The sequence below is a fragment of the Hornefia porci genome, from assembly GCF_001940235.1.
Classification (GTDB): Bacteria; Bacillota; Clostridia; order Peptostreptococcales; family Anaerovoracaceae; genus Aminicella; species Aminicella porci.
Genome location: NZ_MJIE01000001.1, coordinates 1,210,094 through 1,226,510, shown reverse-complemented (window position 1 = coordinate 1,226,510; position 16,417 = coordinate 1,210,094). Strand labels below are relative to the sequence as shown.

Annotated in this window: 22 protein-coding genes; 18 read left to right on the top strand and 4 right to left on the bottom strand. The window is 40.8% G+C overall.

All coding sequences use genetic code 11. From position 1 onward, the window contains the following. Positions 1–205: 205 nt before the first annotated feature. The 8 genes from BHK98_RS05840 to BHK98_RS05810 all read left to right on the top strand — a co-directional run bounded on the left by BHK98_RS05840 (position 206) and on the right by BHK98_RS05810 (position 5,148). Entirely contained in the window at positions 206–517 is a 312-nt protein-coding gene (locus BHK98_RS05840) for a hypothetical protein (protein WP_075712611.1), read from the top strand. A gap of 12 nt (positions 518–529) precedes the next feature. After that, positions 530–916, top strand: a complete 387-nt coding sequence (locus tag BHK98_RS05835) for a type II toxin-antitoxin system PemK/MazF family toxin (RefSeq protein WP_083628067.1) — start codon at positions 530–532, stop codon at positions 914–916. A 94-nt stretch (positions 917–1,010) separates the two neighbouring features. After that, positions 1,011–1,238 (top strand): MarR family transcriptional regulator, encoded by a 228-nt coding sequence (locus BHK98_RS05830; protein WP_075712610.1) that lies wholly within the window; start codon positions 1,011–1,013, stop codon positions 1,236–1,238. Between the two features lie 42 nt (positions 1,239–1,280). After that, complete coding sequence (locus BHK98_RS13505; RefSeq protein ID WP_158024468.1) at positions 1,281–1,418, top strand: hypothetical protein; 138 nt, start codon at positions 1,281–1,283, stop codon at positions 1,416–1,418. After that, on the top strand, positions 1,405–2,496 hold the full coding sequence (locus tag BHK98_RS05825; RefSeq protein ID WP_075712609.1) for a tyrosine-type recombinase/integrase: 1,092 nt from the start codon (positions 1,405–1,407) through the stop codon (positions 2,494–2,496). Before BHK98_RS13505 ends, BHK98_RS05825 begins: the two co-directional genes overlap by 14 nt. Before the next feature lie 2 nt (positions 2,497–2,498). Then, a complete protein-coding gene (locus BHK98_RS05820) occupies positions 2,499–2,834 on the top strand; it encodes a plasmid mobilization protein (protein ID WP_075712608.1) in 336 nt (111 codons plus the stop codon). Positions 2,835–3,307: 473 nt separating this feature from the next. Then, a complete protein-coding gene (locus BHK98_RS05815; protein ID WP_158024447.1) occupies positions 3,308–4,960 on the top strand; it encodes an ISL3 family transposase in 1,653 nt (550 codons plus the stop codon). Further along, positions 4,957–5,148 carry a hypothetical protein gene (locus BHK98_RS05810; RefSeq protein WP_075712099.1) on the top strand — a complete coding sequence of 64 codons (192 nt, stop codon included), beginning with the start codon at positions 4,957–4,959 and terminating at the stop codon, positions 5,146–5,148. The genes BHK98_RS05815 and BHK98_RS05810 overlap by 4 nt, the downstream gene beginning before the upstream one ends. Before the next feature lie 235 nt (positions 5,149–5,383). On the opposite strand, the gene BHK98_RS05805 is transcribed toward BHK98_RS05810, so the two are convergent. The 4 genes from BHK98_RS05805 to BHK98_RS05790 form a co-directional block, all read right to left on the bottom strand. Beyond that, positions 5,384–6,502, bottom strand: coding sequence for a DUF3800 domain-containing protein (locus tag BHK98_RS05805; protein ID WP_083628066.1), 1,119 nt, complete (start codon positions 6,500–6,502; stop codon positions 5,384–5,386). Between the two features lie 19 nt (positions 6,503–6,521). Continuing rightward, positions 6,522–6,854, bottom strand: coding sequence for a DUF6050 family protein (locus tag BHK98_RS05800; protein WP_075712607.1), 333 nt, complete (start codon positions 6,852–6,854; stop codon positions 6,522–6,524). 114 nt (positions 6,855–6,968) lie between these two features. Then, positions 6,969–8,312, bottom strand: a complete 1,344-nt coding sequence (locus tag BHK98_RS05795; protein WP_075712606.1) for a relaxase/mobilization nuclease domain-containing protein — start codon at positions 8,310–8,312, stop codon at positions 6,969–6,971. Then, complete coding sequence (locus BHK98_RS05790; protein WP_075712605.1) at positions 8,273–8,602, bottom strand: plasmid mobilization protein; 330 nt, start codon at positions 8,600–8,602, stop codon at positions 8,273–8,275. The genes BHK98_RS05795 and BHK98_RS05790 overlap by 40 nt, the downstream gene beginning before the upstream one ends. A gap of 343 nt (positions 8,603–8,945) precedes the next feature. On the opposite strand from BHK98_RS05790, the gene BHK98_RS05785 reads away from it, so the two are divergent. The 10 genes from BHK98_RS05785 to BHK98_RS05735 all read left to right on the top strand — a co-directional run bounded on the left by BHK98_RS05785 (position 8,946) and on the right by BHK98_RS05735 (position 16,249). Then, on the top strand, positions 8,946–9,557 hold the full coding sequence (locus BHK98_RS05785; protein WP_075712604.1) for a TetR/AcrR family transcriptional regulator: 612 nt from the start codon (positions 8,946–8,948) through the stop codon (positions 9,555–9,557). After that, on the top strand, positions 9,541–10,488 hold the full coding sequence (locus BHK98_RS05780) for an ABC transporter ATP-binding protein (protein ID WP_245796833.1): 948 nt from the start codon (positions 9,541–9,543) through the stop codon (positions 10,486–10,488). The genes BHK98_RS05785 and BHK98_RS05780 overlap by 17 nt, the downstream gene beginning before the upstream one ends. Beyond that, positions 10,481–11,257 (top strand): ABC transporter permease, encoded by a 777-nt coding sequence (locus BHK98_RS05775; RefSeq protein ID WP_075712603.1) that lies wholly within the window; start codon positions 10,481–10,483, stop codon positions 11,255–11,257. The genes BHK98_RS05780 and BHK98_RS05775 overlap by 8 nt, the downstream gene beginning before the upstream one ends. A gap of 15 nt (positions 11,258–11,272) precedes the next feature. Further along, positions 11,273–11,461, top strand: a complete 189-nt coding sequence (locus BHK98_RS05770) for a cysteine-rich KTR domain-containing protein (protein WP_075712602.1) — start codon at positions 11,273–11,275, stop codon at positions 11,459–11,461. A 455-nt stretch (positions 11,462–11,916) separates the two neighbouring features. Further along, a complete protein-coding gene (locus tag BHK98_RS05765) occupies positions 11,917–12,360 on the top strand; it encodes an RNA polymerase sigma factor (protein ID WP_075712601.1) in 444 nt (147 codons plus the stop codon). Beyond that, positions 12,341–12,592, top strand: coding sequence for a helix-turn-helix domain-containing protein (locus BHK98_RS05760; RefSeq protein ID WP_075712600.1), 252 nt, complete (start codon positions 12,341–12,343; stop codon positions 12,590–12,592). The genes BHK98_RS05765 and BHK98_RS05760 overlap by 20 nt, the downstream gene beginning before the upstream one ends. 431 nt (positions 12,593–13,023) lie before the next feature. Beyond that, positions 13,024–13,227 carry an excisionase gene (locus BHK98_RS05750; protein WP_075712599.1) on the top strand — a complete coding sequence of 68 codons (204 nt, stop codon included), beginning with the start codon at positions 13,024–13,026 and terminating at the stop codon, positions 13,225–13,227. Positions 13,228–13,302: 75 nt separating this feature from the next. Then, a complete protein-coding gene (locus BHK98_RS05745; RefSeq protein ID WP_075712598.1) occupies positions 13,303–14,493 on the top strand; it encodes a site-specific integrase in 1,191 nt (396 codons plus the stop codon). 191 nt (positions 14,494–14,684) lie between these two features. After that, positions 14,685–14,930, top strand: coding sequence for a DpnII family type II restriction endonuclease (locus BHK98_RS05740; protein ID WP_342718755.1), 246 nt, complete (start codon positions 14,685–14,687; stop codon positions 14,928–14,930). Positions 14,931–15,037: 107 nt separating this feature from the next. Next, positions 15,038–16,249, top strand: a complete 1,212-nt coding sequence (locus BHK98_RS05735) for an IS110 family RNA-guided transposase (protein ID WP_075712597.1) — start codon at positions 15,038–15,040, stop codon at positions 16,247–16,249. The last annotated feature ends 168 nt before the right edge of the window (positions 16,250–16,417 follow it).

The following is a 16,417-nucleotide window of genomic DNA, read 5'->3' as shown; positions in this document are numbered from 1 at the left end:
GAGGCGGTAGCTTGCCTTCGCCTGATTGTTTCCTGAGATCCGGGGTGTCGTGGACAAAATGGATCGTTTTATGAAGAAAATCCGGCAAGGTGAATGAGCTCGGCGTGTCAAGTATACGAAGGGATTATTTTCCTGCGCCGGATGATACATAGGCGATTCATTTTGTATTTCCCATGAATGTGTGTTCAGAGAAATGGAGGAAGCTATGAGGACGAGAGCAGATGGCATGCTTATCTTCGATGACGACATGAGTGATCTGATCGACAAGTTGCTGAACATTGAAGGAATCAAAAGAGTTTACATTACAGATAAACACAAGACCTGGATCCGCCATGTCAGAGATGAAGGCCTGCGTGGTGGACTGGAGGCTCTTTCTGAAAGACAGATCGCCATAATAGAAGCACTGGTATTTGACAGAAAGAGTCCTCTGGATGTGAGGGCAGACATGGAGTTGTCTGTAAAGGAGATCCGCATTGAGATCCGTACCATCCGTAGCATCTTGCTGGATGCCATGTAGAGGAGGTGGAATATGATCAGTCACGATATGGAAGTGAAGCGAGGAGATGTATTCTATGCGGATCTTCTCCAGGACCAGATCGGATCGGTGCAGGCCGGGATCAGACCGGTGGTGATTAAGCAGGGGAATTGGTTGAACAGAACATCCACCACCTATGGAGTAGCACTTATTACCAGCCGGCTGAAGAACACTGGAATGGCGACCCATGTGCTACTCCCGAAGCTGAAAGGGCTGCCAAAGCAGTCGATGGTGCTCGGAGAGCAGCAGACGACTGTGGACAGAAAACAGCTGGTATCATATCGCTGCACATTGCCAGATGAGACCATGAAACAGGTCGATCGGGCGATCCGATGTGCTGACAGCTCGAAGGAGCATTGGCATAAGAAAAGAAAGAGATAAGGTCAAATGTGCGAATGAGAAAATCGCATTGTTAACGAATTAAAAATCAAGAAGTAAGATACGGACATCCCGGGAAATAAAGACGGAGGTCATTATGGAAAACGAAATGTTTGTTGGAGTAGAAACTGTTGCCAAGGATTTTGGCGTATCAAAGGGTTTTGCATATAAGCTGATCAAGCAGATGAACGACGAGTTGAAAGCGAAAGGATACCTGACAGTAGCCGGCCGCGTCAGCAGACAGTATTACCGTGAGCGCATTTACGGATTCGCCAGTGAGGAGCATAGAAATGGAAGCCAGCAAGAGATTCCTACAAGTCGATGAAGTTACTGTTGGCCTTGCGTATCAAGGATGAAGACCTGTCGAATGACAAAGAAGAGAAATAAGAAATTGGAGGCAGATGGTTCTATGAGAGCGGCTGGACCCGTAAGGTGCAAGGATTACATCGAGAGAACCTGCGCTGCCTTTGGGATAGAAGAAGGAGGAAAAGATGCCAGCATATAAGGACAAGAACAGAAACACATGGATGGCTTCTTTCTATTATGAGGACTGGACCGGAACAAAAAAGAAGAAGACTAAGCGCGGGTTCAAGACAAAGAAAGAGGCACTGGAATGGGAACGTAGTTTCAGGAATCAGAAGGCAGAGACTCTGGATATGACTTTCGCCGATTTCGTGGAAGTATATACCGAAGATATGAAGCCGAAGCTTAGATGGAACACATGGATTACGAAGGAATACATATTGAAAGAAAAACTGATACCGTACTTTGGGAAAAAGAAAATGAATGAGATAAAAGCAAGCGATATCATCAAGTGGCAGAACACGCTGATCACTATGAAGGATGAAAACGGAAAGCCACTGTATTCCAGGAAGTATCTGAAAACGATCCAGTCACAGCTTAGCTGCATCTTTAATCACGCTGTGCGCCTCTATGAACTGAAGAAAAATCCGGTTCATTCGGCTGGTCCGATTGGAGGGGATGATAGAACACAGGAAATGAGCATCTGGTCGAAGGACGAGTACAGGGCATTCTCTGAGGCAATCAGCGGTAACATCGAAAGCTTCACGGCATTCGAAGTGCTTTACTGGGGAGGTCTCAGACTCGGCGAAATGCTTGCATTGACATTAGGCGATATCGACTTTGAGAACGATGAGATCCACATTACAAAGTCTCTTCAGCACATCAGGGGTCAGATTGTTATCACACCACCAAAGACAAAGAAGGGAATCAGAGTGGTGAAGATCCCACACTTCCTGACTAGAGAGCTGGAGATGTTTACCAGGATGCAGTATGGAATTAATCCCGAGAATCGAATCTTTATGATATCGAAGGAATTCCTGCATCATGAGATGGATCGCGGTAGTGAAGCTGCTGGAGTAAAGAGAATCCGTATTCACGATCTGAGACATTCGCATGTGTCTATGCTGATTGATATGGGATTCTCTGCAGTAGATATCGCAAACAGAGTAGGACATGAAAACATTGATATCACAATGCACTACGCTCACATGTTCCCTCATAAGCAGCAGGAAATCGTGGGCAAACTAGAAATAGAAAATGACTGGCAGGAGGCGATATAGATATGGGAGGATATCAACAGAAAGGAGAAAAGCCGCTTCGTAATTACAAGAACAGAAAAAGGTACATCACGGTCGGCTTCCGAGTCTCGCCGGAACAGAGGGATGAGCTCTATAAGAGAATCCATCTTACTGGAAGGAGCATTCAGGACTACATGCTACAAAGCGGGTTGAGTCAGCAAATCGTAGTCGTTGGTAATGAACGACTCCGCAGAAGGATCATCGAAAGACTTGAAGTCTTGGAGCCGAAGCTGAATGAGATAGCAAAAGGTCATTCCGATGATGAGAACGTCCTTACTGAGCTTCGGACGATATATGAGATCACCAAAACATGGGAATAGGAAAAAGTAAATATCGTTGGCCATAGGCGTTACCGATTCACACAGTCGGTAGCGCCTTTTATAATGCAAGGACGAAAATCCATTGTACGAGCAGGTCAAGATGCCCTGTGATACTAATTTGATACTAAGCGCTTTGAAAGCAACAAAGAATATGATGAAATCGGTGAGTTAGGAGGTAAGAAATGGCTAGAAACCAAAGCAAATGGCGAGAGCTGATGGAATCCTCGGAAGAGATGGAATAATACAATCTCAATAAAAAACGACCCAAGGGTGTTGAAAAATCGGGTAATCAAAGTTTTTTAGGGTCTCTGTTCATTCGGGTCTAACAGTGGGCTCCTTCCGTGGGGTCTGACAATGGGGGCAGTGCGTAGGGGCAAAAGAACTCAAAATGATTAGAGGAGGCCGTGATTGCCTCCTCTATGCTTCTTCATTTATCATATAACTGCAACGATTTTAAAATGAAAGGAGCATACATGAATGATATCATAAGATTTCTTGAATTAGAAGACCCTGCAATAACAATCGAGGACATCTCCACAGAGGGACGTGTCAAAACGGTTACGTTGTCGACACCACCGGAGATCAGATTCTGTCCCCGGTGCAGCTTTCGAATGCATTCCAGAGGGATCAGGATCCGAAGGGTCAATCATCCGATATTGCAGGACACGTATCAGTTAGTCCTTTTACTGAAGCAGCGGCGCTGGCGCTGTACGAACGGGCAATGTCGATATGAAGAAAATGAATCTTTTAATTTCATAAGTAAACACCGTCGGAACACAAACGCAGCCGACTTTCTCATCGTCAATGAATTCCGGGATCTGACTAAGTCTGCCGCAGATATCGCAAGGAAGTTCAACACTTCTGACACATACGCCATCAACGTATTTGACCGGTATGTCAACATGAAGAGGATTGCCCTGACGGATGCGATCAGCATCGACGAAGTTCATCTCGACATCGATCAGATATGTCAATATGCGCTGGTCGTTCAGGATTTTCATACAGGAGAAGTGATTGATCTGCTCGAAAGCCGCAGGCAGAATGTGACTGAACCATACTTCGCATCCATTCCAAAGGAAGAACGTTTTGCCGTTCAATATCTCATCACGGACATGAACAATGAATATCTTCGCTATGTTGAGAGATACTTTCCGAACGCAGTATCTGTCGTAGATTCTTTCCATGTGATCCAGTGGATCGTCAAAGAACTTGCGGATTTCATACGCGATCTGCAGAATACGATCAGAGAGCGTGACGAAATACGGCAGAAAAAACTGTCGGAAAAGGCCGGACACCAGGTAAGGCTTCCAATGTCCGATGAACTGTATCTGCTGAAGCACTACCGTTTCCTTTTACTTTCCAATGCAGATTCCATCACATATCACGAGGAACCACACATGGACCGGCACTTCAGATGCCTGATGAGAACCTCCGATTACAAGGAACGCTTTTTTCTCATTGATCCCGCGTTGAAAGAACTCCATGATCTGAAAGAGCGTTATGTGCGATTCAACACAGTAAATGCCGGCAAGCCTCAAAAGGCGGCAATCGAATTGAATCAACTGATCAATGACTACGCCCATTGCGATCACGACATCTTTATCCGTTTTTCCAGACTCCTGAAACGACACAGGGAACCTATCATCAACTCATTCGTTCTGATGGAACGGCTTGATAAAAACGGGGGCGCTATCATTTCGAGATTGTCCAACGGTCCTATCGAATCCACGAACAGAAAGGCCAAAGATCTGAAACGGATGGGGCGGGGTTTCCGTAATTTCAACCATTTTCGGAATCGGTTCCTCTTTGCTTCAAGAAACGATCCCCAATTAAACGGACGCGAGCCTGTCGGACAAGACCGGCCTCGTTCTTTAAGATACCGGAACACAGTTCCTAAGAGTAAACAGCGCGTCCTGAACGCTGAGCTCGAGTCGATTCTCGAAATGTACGACTGCTCAAAGGACGAGCTTCTTTCCCTTCGGCACTGGGTGGCTGAAGGCAACAGTCCTTTTAACAACCCGGATAGGATCCTCAATGAAGCGGGGCTTCCATGTGACTTCATTGCTGCCAGCAGAATACTGGACGAAGCCTTTCTTGACATCAATAAGGGAGGTGATTTGAGATGACCACCTATCAAGAACTGCATCAACATATCCTCGATCTTGAAACGGATCTCGATTTTCAAACAACGGAATTAAACTGCCTGTACGGATTCCTGTCCTGGATGAATCTATGGGATGAATTCATCTATTTCAGAAACCATGCTCATTCTGAACAAAATGAAGACGAACCCTTCCCACGTCTGGTACTTTAACCTAAACTCTCATTAAGAAAACTGACATCAGAATCGTTGCAATTCAAAGCGGAGATCACTTATCGATCCTCCGCTTGATTTTCCGTTCAGTTCTTGTTTGTTCAGACCCCATAGTTCGCCCCTAATGAACGACCCCACAGACTGTCCCTAACGACAGACCATAACGAATGACATCTGACCCTAATGCTTTCCCCCAAAAAACTTTGACAAACCCTAAAAAACTTTGATTACCCTTTTATTTCATAGATAAAATAAGTTTAACCTTTTCAATCTCATAAAAATTTGCAGTGAAGTGAATAAAAGCTAAACATTTTTTCTCTGACTTTTCTATTAAGGACTTTAATAGTGATATATTTTCTTTCTGCATATCACTTAGTTTTATGGTTTCGTTTATGATTTCCGATTTGCTTTTAGAATTTGCATACAGAAACATTTTTCCTAAAATCCCAATAATGACATCAGATAATTGAATCCATTGATTGCTTTCGGATTTAACAAAGACGTAATTGCTAAGTATTTGATTATCAATGCAAATAGGAAAATCCTTTAGTTTATCTATTATCTCTACTTCTTCATCAAAAGTATGTTGTGAATATGGGAACATATAAATAGGTTCAATATATAAGCTTTCATATCCATCCATTAAAATCAAATCTTTATTGTCGCTTAAAAAACAAAGATTTTCCTTTTTCCGAGAATCTTTTAGCAGCTGACGAACTGATTCTAATCCAAAATCTTCCTGTTCATTTTCAACACTTATGTTTTCTATCCAAGCAATAAAGTCCTCACAGAATGGCTGTACATTATCAGACTGTATATTGGGATAATTATATTTCAGAAAAACAGAATGAATATAATCAATATCTGCATTGATATATTTATATAAAGTGTTTTTCATGAGATTGATATAATCAGGTGGAAGCATCGAAAACTCTGTATCAGCAACTAATGAATCAATTATATCTACAATACCGAAATATAAATTATTCATTGCCATAAAATGTACATATACATCATTTTCAATAATCCATTTTAATAAAAGCTGTAATTTGGTTGATTTTACACATTCAAGAAAAGTTTTACCGGGTGCGATATGTTGACGTTTAACCTCTTTCACATTGGATTGCAATTTGAACGACTGAAATAATTTGTCAAGGCTAAACTGTCTGTTTTCACCCTCATAAACAAGTCCACCTATAACAAAATCTTCATCTTTTGATGAGTTGAAATCTTTTTCAGTAATTCTAAACTTTCGAGAATTATTAGTTTCATCGTAATAGAATGTATAGGTATCATCCATTCCTGATAAACCTGAAAATTCTATTGCTAATTTACGGATGTCAGTATAGTCCATAAAAACACCTTTCTGAATTTTATTCTTTTACAAGCCTGTATATCGTAAGCGGAATGTACCATGCCGCAACGAGAAGCTGCCAGATAATCACAATGCAGCCGATCAGTCCGCCGACTATGATATTTACGGCAAATATTCCCACCGTTGCAGTGAAGTCATGGTTTATCGGAATCAGCCACAGGAACATTCTTCTGATACCGAAAGGAACTCCGCAAAACAGCCATACATAGAAATAATTGGTTTCTCCGTTTTGTGTAAATATGCTCTTTCCCCAGTAAAAGAGAAATGCTGTCAATAAAACAGGTACTATTACTTTCCTAAAAAAATCTTTCCATATTTCCCCACGTGTCATTCTATCAGCTCCTTTTCTTCCGGGAACTGTTTTCTGCCCTCAATATTGTGTATTTCCCGTTTCTTTAGTTAGCTATATCATACCATGAATTTTACTCATCATCCACAACAGGAATTATTCAAGGGTCTTTGTATGTTCCTTGCCTGAATTTTCTCTTTGTAAAATCATATCAACATTCTGCTTGACCTTCTGATATTCCTTGACTTTCTTTTTCAGTTTTTCGTAATTGGAATATATGGCATCTTTCTTCTTTTGCAGGGTAGAATATTCTTTCTGCAATACGGTAAGCTCCGGCAGCTTTTTAATGCCTGCATCCTTTAGTGCCTTTCCGGAAGCTTCATAAAGTATCAGGCTACTTTCGTGTTTACGCCTGTATGCGTCCTTATTCTTTGCCTTGATATATCCTCTGTAAATATCCTTTGTCTTTTGATAGGTTGAAATATTTTTTATCAGAACAGCCATATCGGAAAGCTTCTTTTCCACCTGCTTTAAGCTGTCTGCCGTCTGTTCACTATCAAGGATCAATTCATCTATCCGACTGATTAAATCCTCATACTGCCTAATGTTATTTTCGGTGAGAAAATTCATTGTCTTTGCAGCCTGTTTCAGATTATGGATTTTCGCCCAATGCTCATAACCCGCCGATTGCTGCGCCTTGATATTGTTTTCAATATCAATCAGTAGGGATATTCCGTTCTCCTGTGTCAATTTCTTTCCGGTGCGGCTCTTAATTCCTGCAATGCGTTTTTTGATTGCTTCTTCCGTATAATCTGCTCCGAGGGTTTTCAGTCTTGTAAATCGCTCCTGTCCGGGTGCCCTGCAGGAAATATATTTTCCGCGTTTGATTTCATAGCCGGAAGCTTGAAGTTTCTCTAAAAGTTCTTCAAAATCCTTTATCTGAGGAATCAGAAGATCAACCGCTTCTTTCAGCTTTCCTTTCCAGCTTGTACCTTTCTTTGCCGTTTGATACTCAATATAGCTTTTTCCTTTTCGTCCTTTTTCCGGAGTGATGATCGACAGACCGTTTTCATAGCATAAGCGGTCGCTGATATTTCTGATTCCGTAATAGCTTCTTTTGTTGGAATTATATTTATGATAATCCACGAAATTGACAGCACAAAAAATGATGTGATTATGGACATGCCCTTTATCAATATGGGTGGTAAGGACATATTCATACTGTCCTTTCGTTACTGCATCTGCAAGCTGCTTTCCAATCTCATGGGCTTTTTCAAAGCTGACCTCTCCCGGTTCAAAGGACTGTATCAGGTGATGGGCTAAATTGTTTCCTTTATCGAGTGCCTGTGAAAGCGTAAAGGCAAATTCTATATCTGCGGTTTCATAGCTGCATCCGAAAGAAGATACAAGCATTTTGTCATCGGTTTTATCGGGGTTTTGGATATATTCAAGTGCCTTTTTTAATGTGCTTTTAATAGGCTTAATCTTTGTAACCGCCATATCTCTTTTAAGGCTCCTTTGATTTCTTCTATATCTTCCTGATACACATTTCCGGTCGCGTTTGCTCTTTTTGCAATCTGATTGATGTTGACCCCGATTTTTTGAAGTTCTGCCGTCATTTTCTTTATATCGCTGTGATCGACCTGAATGATATATCCGTCTATCGCCATTTTCCGAAGGTACGCTTCCATGTTGCTTGTAGGCACCTGTTTCATTTTTTCTTCAATCAAGTTTCGTTCTTTTTCTGTAACACGAAACTTAATTTGCACATTTCTTTTTCTGTTATTCATCGGTGAATTTCCTTTTTGTTTTCGTAGAGGGTTTGGGACACTTCCCAGCAAGCAAAATCTCTATCGCCGGAACTGCGGAAAATAGAGATTTTTTACGGAAAGGATACCCCTTTCCTATGCTTGCTATTCCACTTATCCCTTAATCTCTACAACAACGGAAATTCATCTTTTGCCAAAAAAGGTAAATTAAAAGACAGTAAGAAAAGCAAGTGAAAAGAATGATGGCAAACAGAAAATTGTCAACCATGAAGATATAAGCCATTTTGACATTTTTGATTTTATATGATACAATACTCTATGACTATAAATACAAAAAAAGTCATAAAGTATTCAGGAGGGAATTATGGCTACTGCTTTTACTGATGAAGAAAAAGAAGCAATTAGAAAGAAATTACATAAGGTTGCAAAGGACTGTCTTAAAAGATATGGGGTTAGGAAAACCACAGTTGACCAAATGGTAGAAATGGCAGATATTTCCAAGGGTTCTTTTTATAATTTTTATGCTTCAAAAGAAATGTTGTTTTTTTCAGTCTTGGAAGAATATCAAATAGATATTATGAACCGTCTAACGGAACAATTAGGACAAGAAAATCAAATAAATGCAGATCAGTTTGTGCGATTACTACATGATTTTTATCAGGATTTTCGCTATTCATTTGTGTATACCATTTTCAAAAATCATGAAATGGAGTTACTCATAAGAAAATTGCCCAAAGAAGTGATAAAAACCCATCATCTCTTAGATGGTAAAATGGTTGAGAGAATTGTGTCCCAAATCAATATTAGAGAAACCTTATCAGTAGAAATTATCTCCGCTTTATTTAGAACGATTGCTATGAGCATATTACACATCGAAGAAATCGGAGAAAAGCAATTTGATACGATATTAAAATTACTAATACAAGGAATTGTTGGGCAAATTATTGAGGAGGATAATAGTGAAAGAGGCAATTAAGACAATAAATCTTTCTAAAAAATATGGAAAACATCTTGTTGTTGATGACCTGAATCTATCAATAAAATGTGGTGAAATAGTAGGTTTTTTAGGGTTGAATGGTGCAGGAAAAACGACAACTATGAGAATGCTTTTAGGATTGATAAAACCTACAACAGGAAAATGTTATATCCAAGGGAAAAAGGTAGACCAATATAATTTAGAGGTTCGGAATGAAATAGGTTATATTATTGAAACGCCTTATTCTTATCCGGACTTAACTGTGAAGGAAAATTTAGAAATTGTTAGTACATTAAGAGGGGTTAGAAATACAGATAATATTGACAAGGTAATTGAGAAATTAAAATTAAACCAACATAAAGATAAACAAGTAAAACACCTTTCTTTGGGAAATGTTGCTCGCTTAGGAATTGCAAAAGCTATTATTCATAAACCTAAAATACTAATTCTCGATGAGCCGACCAACGGATTAGATCCTTTAGGAGTTATTGAGGTTAGAGAACTATTAAATGAATTAGCGAATGTTCTCGGTACAACGATTCTTATTTCCAGTCATAAACTGGAAGAAATAGCTAAAATTGCTACCAGAATAATAATTATACATGAGGGCAGACTGATAAGAGAAGTTGAGAGTAAAGAATTAGATAAGTACTTAGAAAAAAAGTTGTTAGTAAGCGGTTCTGATAACAGGGCTATAAAAGAAGTATTATCTAATAAAGGCTATCAAGTGGATTTCAAATCAGACTTAGAAAATAATATCTGTTTCGTGGAACTGACTGATATAAAATCCGTGAAATATCCGGAAGAAATTGCTAAATTGCTGGTTAATTCAGGTTATCCCCCAAAACTTCTGACTGTTGAAAAAGAAGATTTAGAAAATTATTTCGTTAGAATAATTCATGACTACAATGAAGGAGCGCATAATGAATAGGATTGTTTCCTGTATTTTAATTGAATGGAGAAAGTTGATAAAATCAAAACTTTCTATAATAACTCTTTGTTCGATCTGTTTAGTTCCTTTTATTGTTGGGCTATTTGCAGTTATGATGAAATATCCGGAGTATTTAAAAAATCTTGGTTTGATTTCTGCAAAAATAGAGATGATTAGGATAACAGATTGGTCATCATACTTTATGTCTTTATCACAAGTAATTTCTGTTGGAGGCTTACTCATTTTCGGTTTTACAACCTCTTGGGTTTTTGGCAGAGAATACTCTGATAAAACAATGGTAGACTTATTAGCACTTCCAATCAAAAGAGATACGATAGTATTATCCAAGTTTATAGTTGTCGCTTTATGGAGTTATATTATATCTATTTTTGCACTTTTGTTAGGATTGTTGGCCGGTAAATTGATTGGACTTGCCGGTTGGAGCTCAATAATATTTTTCAAAGGAATGCTTACTTTTGGCTATTGTACTACCCTTACGGTTTTACTCTCTACTCCGGTTGCATTTTTTGCCTGCTTAGGGCGTGGGTATTTATTACCATTGGCGTTTATTATTTTTACAATGCTTTTTTCTCAACTTGGTTCAGCTCTTAATTTGGGTGAATATATTCCGTGGTCTGTTCCTGCACTTGCAAGTGGTATTACGGGAAAAGTGATATTTAATTTATGGAGCATAATTAGTCTGTTTGGTGTAAGTGTTTTAGAACTGATTTCAACAATAACTTGGTGGAGATATGCTGATTACAATTAAAAGGAAGTGGTGAAGATGATACTAACAGAATGGCTGTTATGCCCTATCTGTAAAAATAAAACAAGAATAAAACTAAGGGCAGATACCGAATTAAAAAATTTTCCTCTCTATTGTCCTAAGTGCAAATTAGAAACTTTGGTAAATATAAAAGAATTGAAAACCACAATAATCAAAGAGCCAGATGCAAAGACACAGAGCCGGTGATTTACAGTTATAAAACTGTAATTGCCGGCTCATTTTATTAAGGAGAAATCTACTTATGCAAAAGTTGCAATATACAAGTTATATATGACCGTCGTTTTTATCCTGCTTGAATAAAGAAGCGGTGTCTTAAAATCAATCATAACCTATGAAAACACGACGGTATCAAAGGAGGTATCGTCGTGTTCATTTTTCGTTATCTTAAAATCTTGTTAAGGGGGATATATTCTATTTCCGGGTTTCTGTACCTTTACGGATAACCTGTTACATCATATCCATACAGCTATCTTTTCATGTCCGATCCCGTCTGCCCTGTGCAGCCGGGATTTTTTGTGTCCGCAAAAACTTTTTTTCAAAAATATTCGCTTTTCTTTGGCAGTTTTCAACTCTGCGTTGTTGAGGGTTTACGAAAGGGGAAATTCTACCCGCTTTCGCGGCTGCGAAAGGAGGTGAATACCATGAATGAACCTGAAAGAACCGAATGGCAAATACGCTGTGCATTTAACGGCTTCTGCAAACGGACATTGAAAAACGAAAGTATCAATGCCCATAAGGAACTTAGGAAGCGGCAGGCACACGAAATTAACTTTTCCGATCTGACACCGAAAGAGGAAAACCAGCTTTATACCTGTGAAGATTTCTTTGCAGAAGATAAAGAGGAACAGACCTTTTTCGCAGGCGGAAAAGAATTGAGTGCAAAGCTTATCGCTGACGCAATCCACAGCTTGCCGGAAGAAAAAAGAAGAGCTATCCTGCTCTACTACTTCTTTGATATGAGCGATGCGGAAATAGCAGCACTCTATCAGATTCCGAGAAGCACAGTGCAGTATCGGAGAACCAGCTCATTTGAGCTGCTGAAACGCTATTTGGAGGAACATGCTTATGACTACCACGACTGGTAAAACAACCGATGATGAACGCGGCTTGTTGCCTTATCCGATAATCATAGCCGCAACCAAGGGAGAGCCGCAGGCAATGAATATTGCCTGCCGGCATTACGCAGGCTATATCGCACATCTTTCTATGAGAAAGCTCCGTGATGAACGAGGAAATACTTATTACGGCATAGACGAGGATATACGAGATCGCCTTCACTCAAAGCTTATGCAGGCTGTCCTGATGTTTAAGATTTAAGAATGTAACTGCCTGCGTTCCCCTTTCCGCAGACAAGGCAGAAAGAAGCTGTCGCCTGTTCTTTGACAAACATACCCGCAAGATAACGGCGGCGTATCATAGGGCAAACCGGACACTTTCCTTTTGTGCCTTAGCTGTGCGAAGAATACGCCATGACACTTTCCCTATCCGGAAGTTGAGCGAGAAATATTCTACCGTAAAGCAAGCGTAGCACCTTGCAAGCCATGACAGCACAAAATACATAATGATACTCCCCTACAGCCACAGTCCGAGCGTTAGAAGCGTCGCAGGCAATGGGTAGGGCTGGATGAGATCCATGCAGGGGTGAAATTCCCGTGAGGCTAAAGCTGACAGCCATCCGGTGATGCCTTTCTTAAAAATATAAATATCAGAACTTTTATGATACCTATTTTGAGAAAGGGGGCGATGAGATGAATCAAATGGATGTGCCTATTTGGGAGAAATATACCCTTACCATAGAAGAAGCGGCAAAGTATTTTCGTATCGGAGAAAATAAGCTGCGAAAGTTAGCGGAAGAAAACCCTACTGCAAATTGGGTGATATTAAACGGCAACCGTATTCAAATCAAGCGCAAGCAGTTTGAAAAAATGATCGATACGGTTGACACAATCTAATGGAGATCGGGTCTTGATGATGGTATAATAGATATAGCATATCAAGGCTCTTTCCGTCTTGGAAAGGAGCATAAAATGTCAGAAAAAAGACGGGACAGCAAAAACCGAGTTTTGCGGTCAGGTGAGAGCCAGAGAAAAGACGGGAGATATGCTTACAAATATACAGATACTTTTGGAAAGCCGCAGTTTGTGTACGCATGGAAATTAGTTCCTACGGATAAGACACCGAAAGGCAAGCGTGAGGATAAATCCCTGCGTGAAAAAATCAAGGAGATACAAAAAGACCTTGATGACAGGATTGATCCTGTAGGAAAGAAAATGACCGTATGCCAGCTTTATGAAAAGCACATACGAAATCGTGCAAATGTAAGGCACAGCACAAAGCAAGGACGAAAGCAGCTTATGAGAATACTTGAGGAAGATACGATTGGAGCCTGCAGCATTGAGAATGTAAAAATGTCTGATGCAAAGGAATGGGCTTTACGAATGAAAGAAAAAGGCTATTCTTTTATTACGGTCAGCAACTATAAGCGTTCTCTAAAGGCAGCTTTCTACACCGCCATTCAGGATGACTGTATCAGGAAAAATCCCTTTGACTTTCCTATCAATACAGTCATTGAGGATGACACTGAACCGAAAATTCCTCTTTCGCCCATGCAGGAAGAAAGCCTGCTTTCCTTTGTGAAAAGCGATAAGGTCTATTACAAGTATTATGACGAACTTATCATTCTGCTTGGTACAGGGCTTCGTATCTCCGAGTTGCGTGGACTAACGTACAGAGATATTGACTTTGAGAATCGTACTATCAATGTGGATCATCAGCTTCAATATTCCGGTAAAAACTCCTACCGCATTGAAACACCGAAAACGGACAACGGCATTCGCAAAATTCCAATGAGCGACCGCGTCCTTGAAGCCTTACAGAGAGTGCTTAAAAACAGGAAAAGCAGTGATTTTACTGTTGACGGTTATATAGGCTTCCTCTTTCTTACAAGAAACGGAACACCTCAAAACTACATTAACTATGATATTATGTTTCGCAAACTTGTAGAAAAGTACAACCAAAACCATAAGGAAGCTTTGCCGGCGGTAACAACTCCCCATACCTTGCGGCACACATTCTGTACCAATATGGCAAATGCGGGAATGAATCCGAAAGCCTTACAGTATCTTATGGGACACGCCAACATAACGATGACCCTGAACTATTACGCACACGCCACCTTTGACAGCGCACAGGCGGAATTTTTCAGACTGGCAGCTTAAAGGAAAAGAGAGGTTTTACTACTTCTTTACTACCTTTCAAAGCGAAAACACAAGCGGATTTAAGAAAATATGTGAGTATCTCCCGATATACAAAATGCCGGAAATGCCTGTAAAGACAGGCTATACCGGCATATAAGAAGTTTTGAAAAGATAGTTAAAAATCGTATTAGAGTTTAAAATAAACTGAAAACATGATATATGCTATAGAAACTAACTTCTATGCGAGTGGAGGTTCAAAACTTAATGAAACTGCTCGTAGCTATAAAATGCTTGCACAGGAAGCACATACTGTAGACGGATTCGAATTTGTTTGGTTTACAGATGGACTTGGATGGAAGAGTGCAAGAGGAAATTTGAGAGAGACTTTTGATTCTATGGAGCACATCTACAGCATTGATGATTTAGAAAACGCTGTTGTGAATGAAATATTTAAGTAAGAGGAGCTTCCTGTATGATTTAAATGTAGATTGAAAAGTAAATACCTCAGAGTACAATTAGATTGCTGAACCAAAGCAAATCCAGATTGAACAGAGAGGTATCTACAATGAATTCTACACAAAATCGGAAGATTGAACAAGTAAAAACTACAACAGTGGTCATCGGCATCGATGTCGGAAGCGAGTTCCATTATGCCCGGGCGTTTGATCATCGGGGCTTCGAATATTCAAAGAAACCGCTGCGCTTCAGCAATACGGAAAGTGGTTTCTGTGAATTACTGACATGGATGCAGGCGATAAAAGATCAACAAGGCAAAGAGAATATCATTGCCGGAATGGAGCCGACCGGACATTACTGGTTCTGTCTCGGAGTATTCTTAAAGGATAACGGGATTCGTCCGGTACTGGTCAATCCACAACATGTAAAAAAATCAAAAGAGCTCGACGATAACAGTCAGAGTAAAAACGATCGCAAGGATCCGAAGGTCATTGCGGGACTGGTCAAAGACGGACGGTACAGTGAGCCGTATATTCCGGAAGGAGTGTACGCCGAACTGCGGACGGCATCGAATCTCCGGTTCCGTATCGAATCGGAACTGACGAGCGTAAAGAATCGTCTGGCAAGGTGGATCAGTATCTACTTTCCGGAATATCGGAGAGTGTATAACAAGCCGGACGCAAAAGACGGGCTGATGATACTGAAGGAAGCACCGCTTCCGGAAGACATCATAGTACTGGGAGCAGAAGGAGTCAATCGGATCTGGAGAAAGGCGAAGCTGAGAGGCAGCAATGGAAGGAAGCGGGCTGAGAGCCTGGTAGAAGCCGCAAAGCAGAGCATCGGAATCCGGAATGGAGGAAAAGCCGCAAGGATTGAAATCCGGATGCTTCTGGAAATCAAGGGCGTCGGGAAAAAGACCGTGTCCGGATTTCTGGCGGAGGTCGGAGATGTGAGGCGTTTCACAAATCCGAAGCAGCTACAGAAATATGCAGGATTGGCAATCGTGGAGAATAGTTCGGGAAAGCACAAAGGCCGGACGAGGATCAGCAGAAGAGGCCGAAAGAGGCTGAGATATCTGCTGTTCGAGGTATCGATGTCGCTGGTATCGAAAAACCCGGAATTCCGGGAACTGCACCGGTACTATACGACGCGGGAAGTTAATCCGCTTCGGAAGATGCAGTCACTCATTGCGGTCGGATGCAAACTGATCCGCATATTCTACGCACTGTTGACGAAAGGAGACGAATACAGTGCCGAGAAAATGAGGATGGACATCCGGCGTCCGCAGGTGCAGACGCCGGATGATAATCCGTTCGATTGACAGATCGATCAGAAAAAAGAATTTCCGATGCCGGGCAACGTCCGCCGCAAGGTGCCGGCAGTTCAGGAAAAAACAGCAATCAACAAGAAAATGAGCCAGTAGTCAGAAGGAATATTTACCATGGGGCAAGACCCTGAAGGGGAGCTGATCTGACACCCCGGTTATGGA

Coding starts and splice junctions, on each gene's coding strand:
- BHK98_RS05765 (WP_075712601.1), top strand. CDS start 11,917: ATGAATGAACCTGAAAGAACCGAATGGCAAATACGCTGTGCATTTAAC.
- BHK98_RS05805 (WP_083628066.1), bottom strand. CDS start 6,502: ATGGACTATACTGACATCCGTAAATTAGCAATAGAATTTTCAGGTTTA.
- BHK98_RS05830 (WP_075712610.1), top strand. CDS start 1,011: ATGGAAAACGAAATGTTTGTTGGAGTAGAAACTGTTGCCAAGGATTTT.
- BHK98_RS05815 (WP_158024447.1), top strand. CDS start 3,308: ATGAATGATATCATAAGATTTCTTGAATTAGAAGACCCTGCAATAACA.
- BHK98_RS13505 (WP_158024468.1), top strand. CDS start 1,281: ATGACAAAGAAGAGAAATAAGAAATTGGAGGCAGATGGTTCTATGAGA.
- BHK98_RS05820 (WP_075712608.1), top strand. CDS start 2,499: ATGGGAGGATATCAACAGAAAGGAGAAAAGCCGCTTCGTAATTACAAG.
- BHK98_RS05785 (WP_075712604.1), top strand. CDS start 8,946: ATGGCTACTGCTTTTACTGATGAAGAAAAAGAAGCAATTAGAAAGAAA.
- BHK98_RS05735 (WP_075712597.1), top strand. CDS start 15,038: ATGAATTCTACACAAAATCGGAAGATTGAACAAGTAAAAACTACAACA.
- BHK98_RS05800 (WP_075712607.1), bottom strand. CDS start 6,854: ATGACACGTGGGGAAATATGGAAAGATTTTTTTAGGAAAGTAATAGTA.
- BHK98_RS05745 (WP_075712598.1), top strand. CDS start 13,303: ATGTCAGAAAAAAGACGGGACAGCAAAAACCGAGTTTTGCGGTCAGGT.
- BHK98_RS05760 (WP_075712600.1), top strand. CDS start 12,341: ATGACTACCACGACTGGTAAAACAACCGATGATGAACGCGGCTTGTTG.
- BHK98_RS05740 (WP_342718755.1), top strand. CDS start 14,685: ATGATATATGCTATAGAAACTAACTTCTATGCGAGTGGAGGTTCAAAA.
- BHK98_RS05810 (WP_075712099.1), top strand. CDS start 4,957: ATGACCACCTATCAAGAACTGCATCAACATATCCTCGATCTTGAAACG.
- BHK98_RS05750 (WP_075712599.1), top strand. CDS start 13,024: ATGAATCAAATGGATGTGCCTATTTGGGAGAAATATACCCTTACCATA.
- BHK98_RS05840 (WP_075712611.1), top strand. CDS start 206: ATGAGGACGAGAGCAGATGGCATGCTTATCTTCGATGACGACATGAGT.
- BHK98_RS05790 (WP_075712605.1), bottom strand. CDS start 8,602: ATGAATAACAGAAAAAGAAATGTGCAAATTAAGTTTCGTGTTACAGAA.
- BHK98_RS05775 (WP_075712603.1), top strand. CDS start 10,481: ATGAATAGGATTGTTTCCTGTATTTTAATTGAATGGAGAAAGTTGATA.
- BHK98_RS05825 (WP_075712609.1), top strand. CDS start 1,405: ATGCCAGCATATAAGGACAAGAACAGAAACACATGGATGGCTTCTTTC.
- BHK98_RS05770 (WP_075712602.1), top strand. CDS start 11,273: ATGATACTAACAGAATGGCTGTTATGCCCTATCTGTAAAAATAAAACA.
- BHK98_RS05795 (WP_075712606.1), bottom strand. CDS start 8,312: ATGGCGGTTACAAAGATTAAGCCTATTAAAAGCACATTAAAAAAGGCA.
- BHK98_RS05835 (WP_083628067.1), top strand. CDS start 530: ATGATCAGTCACGATATGGAAGTGAAGCGAGGAGATGTATTCTATGCG.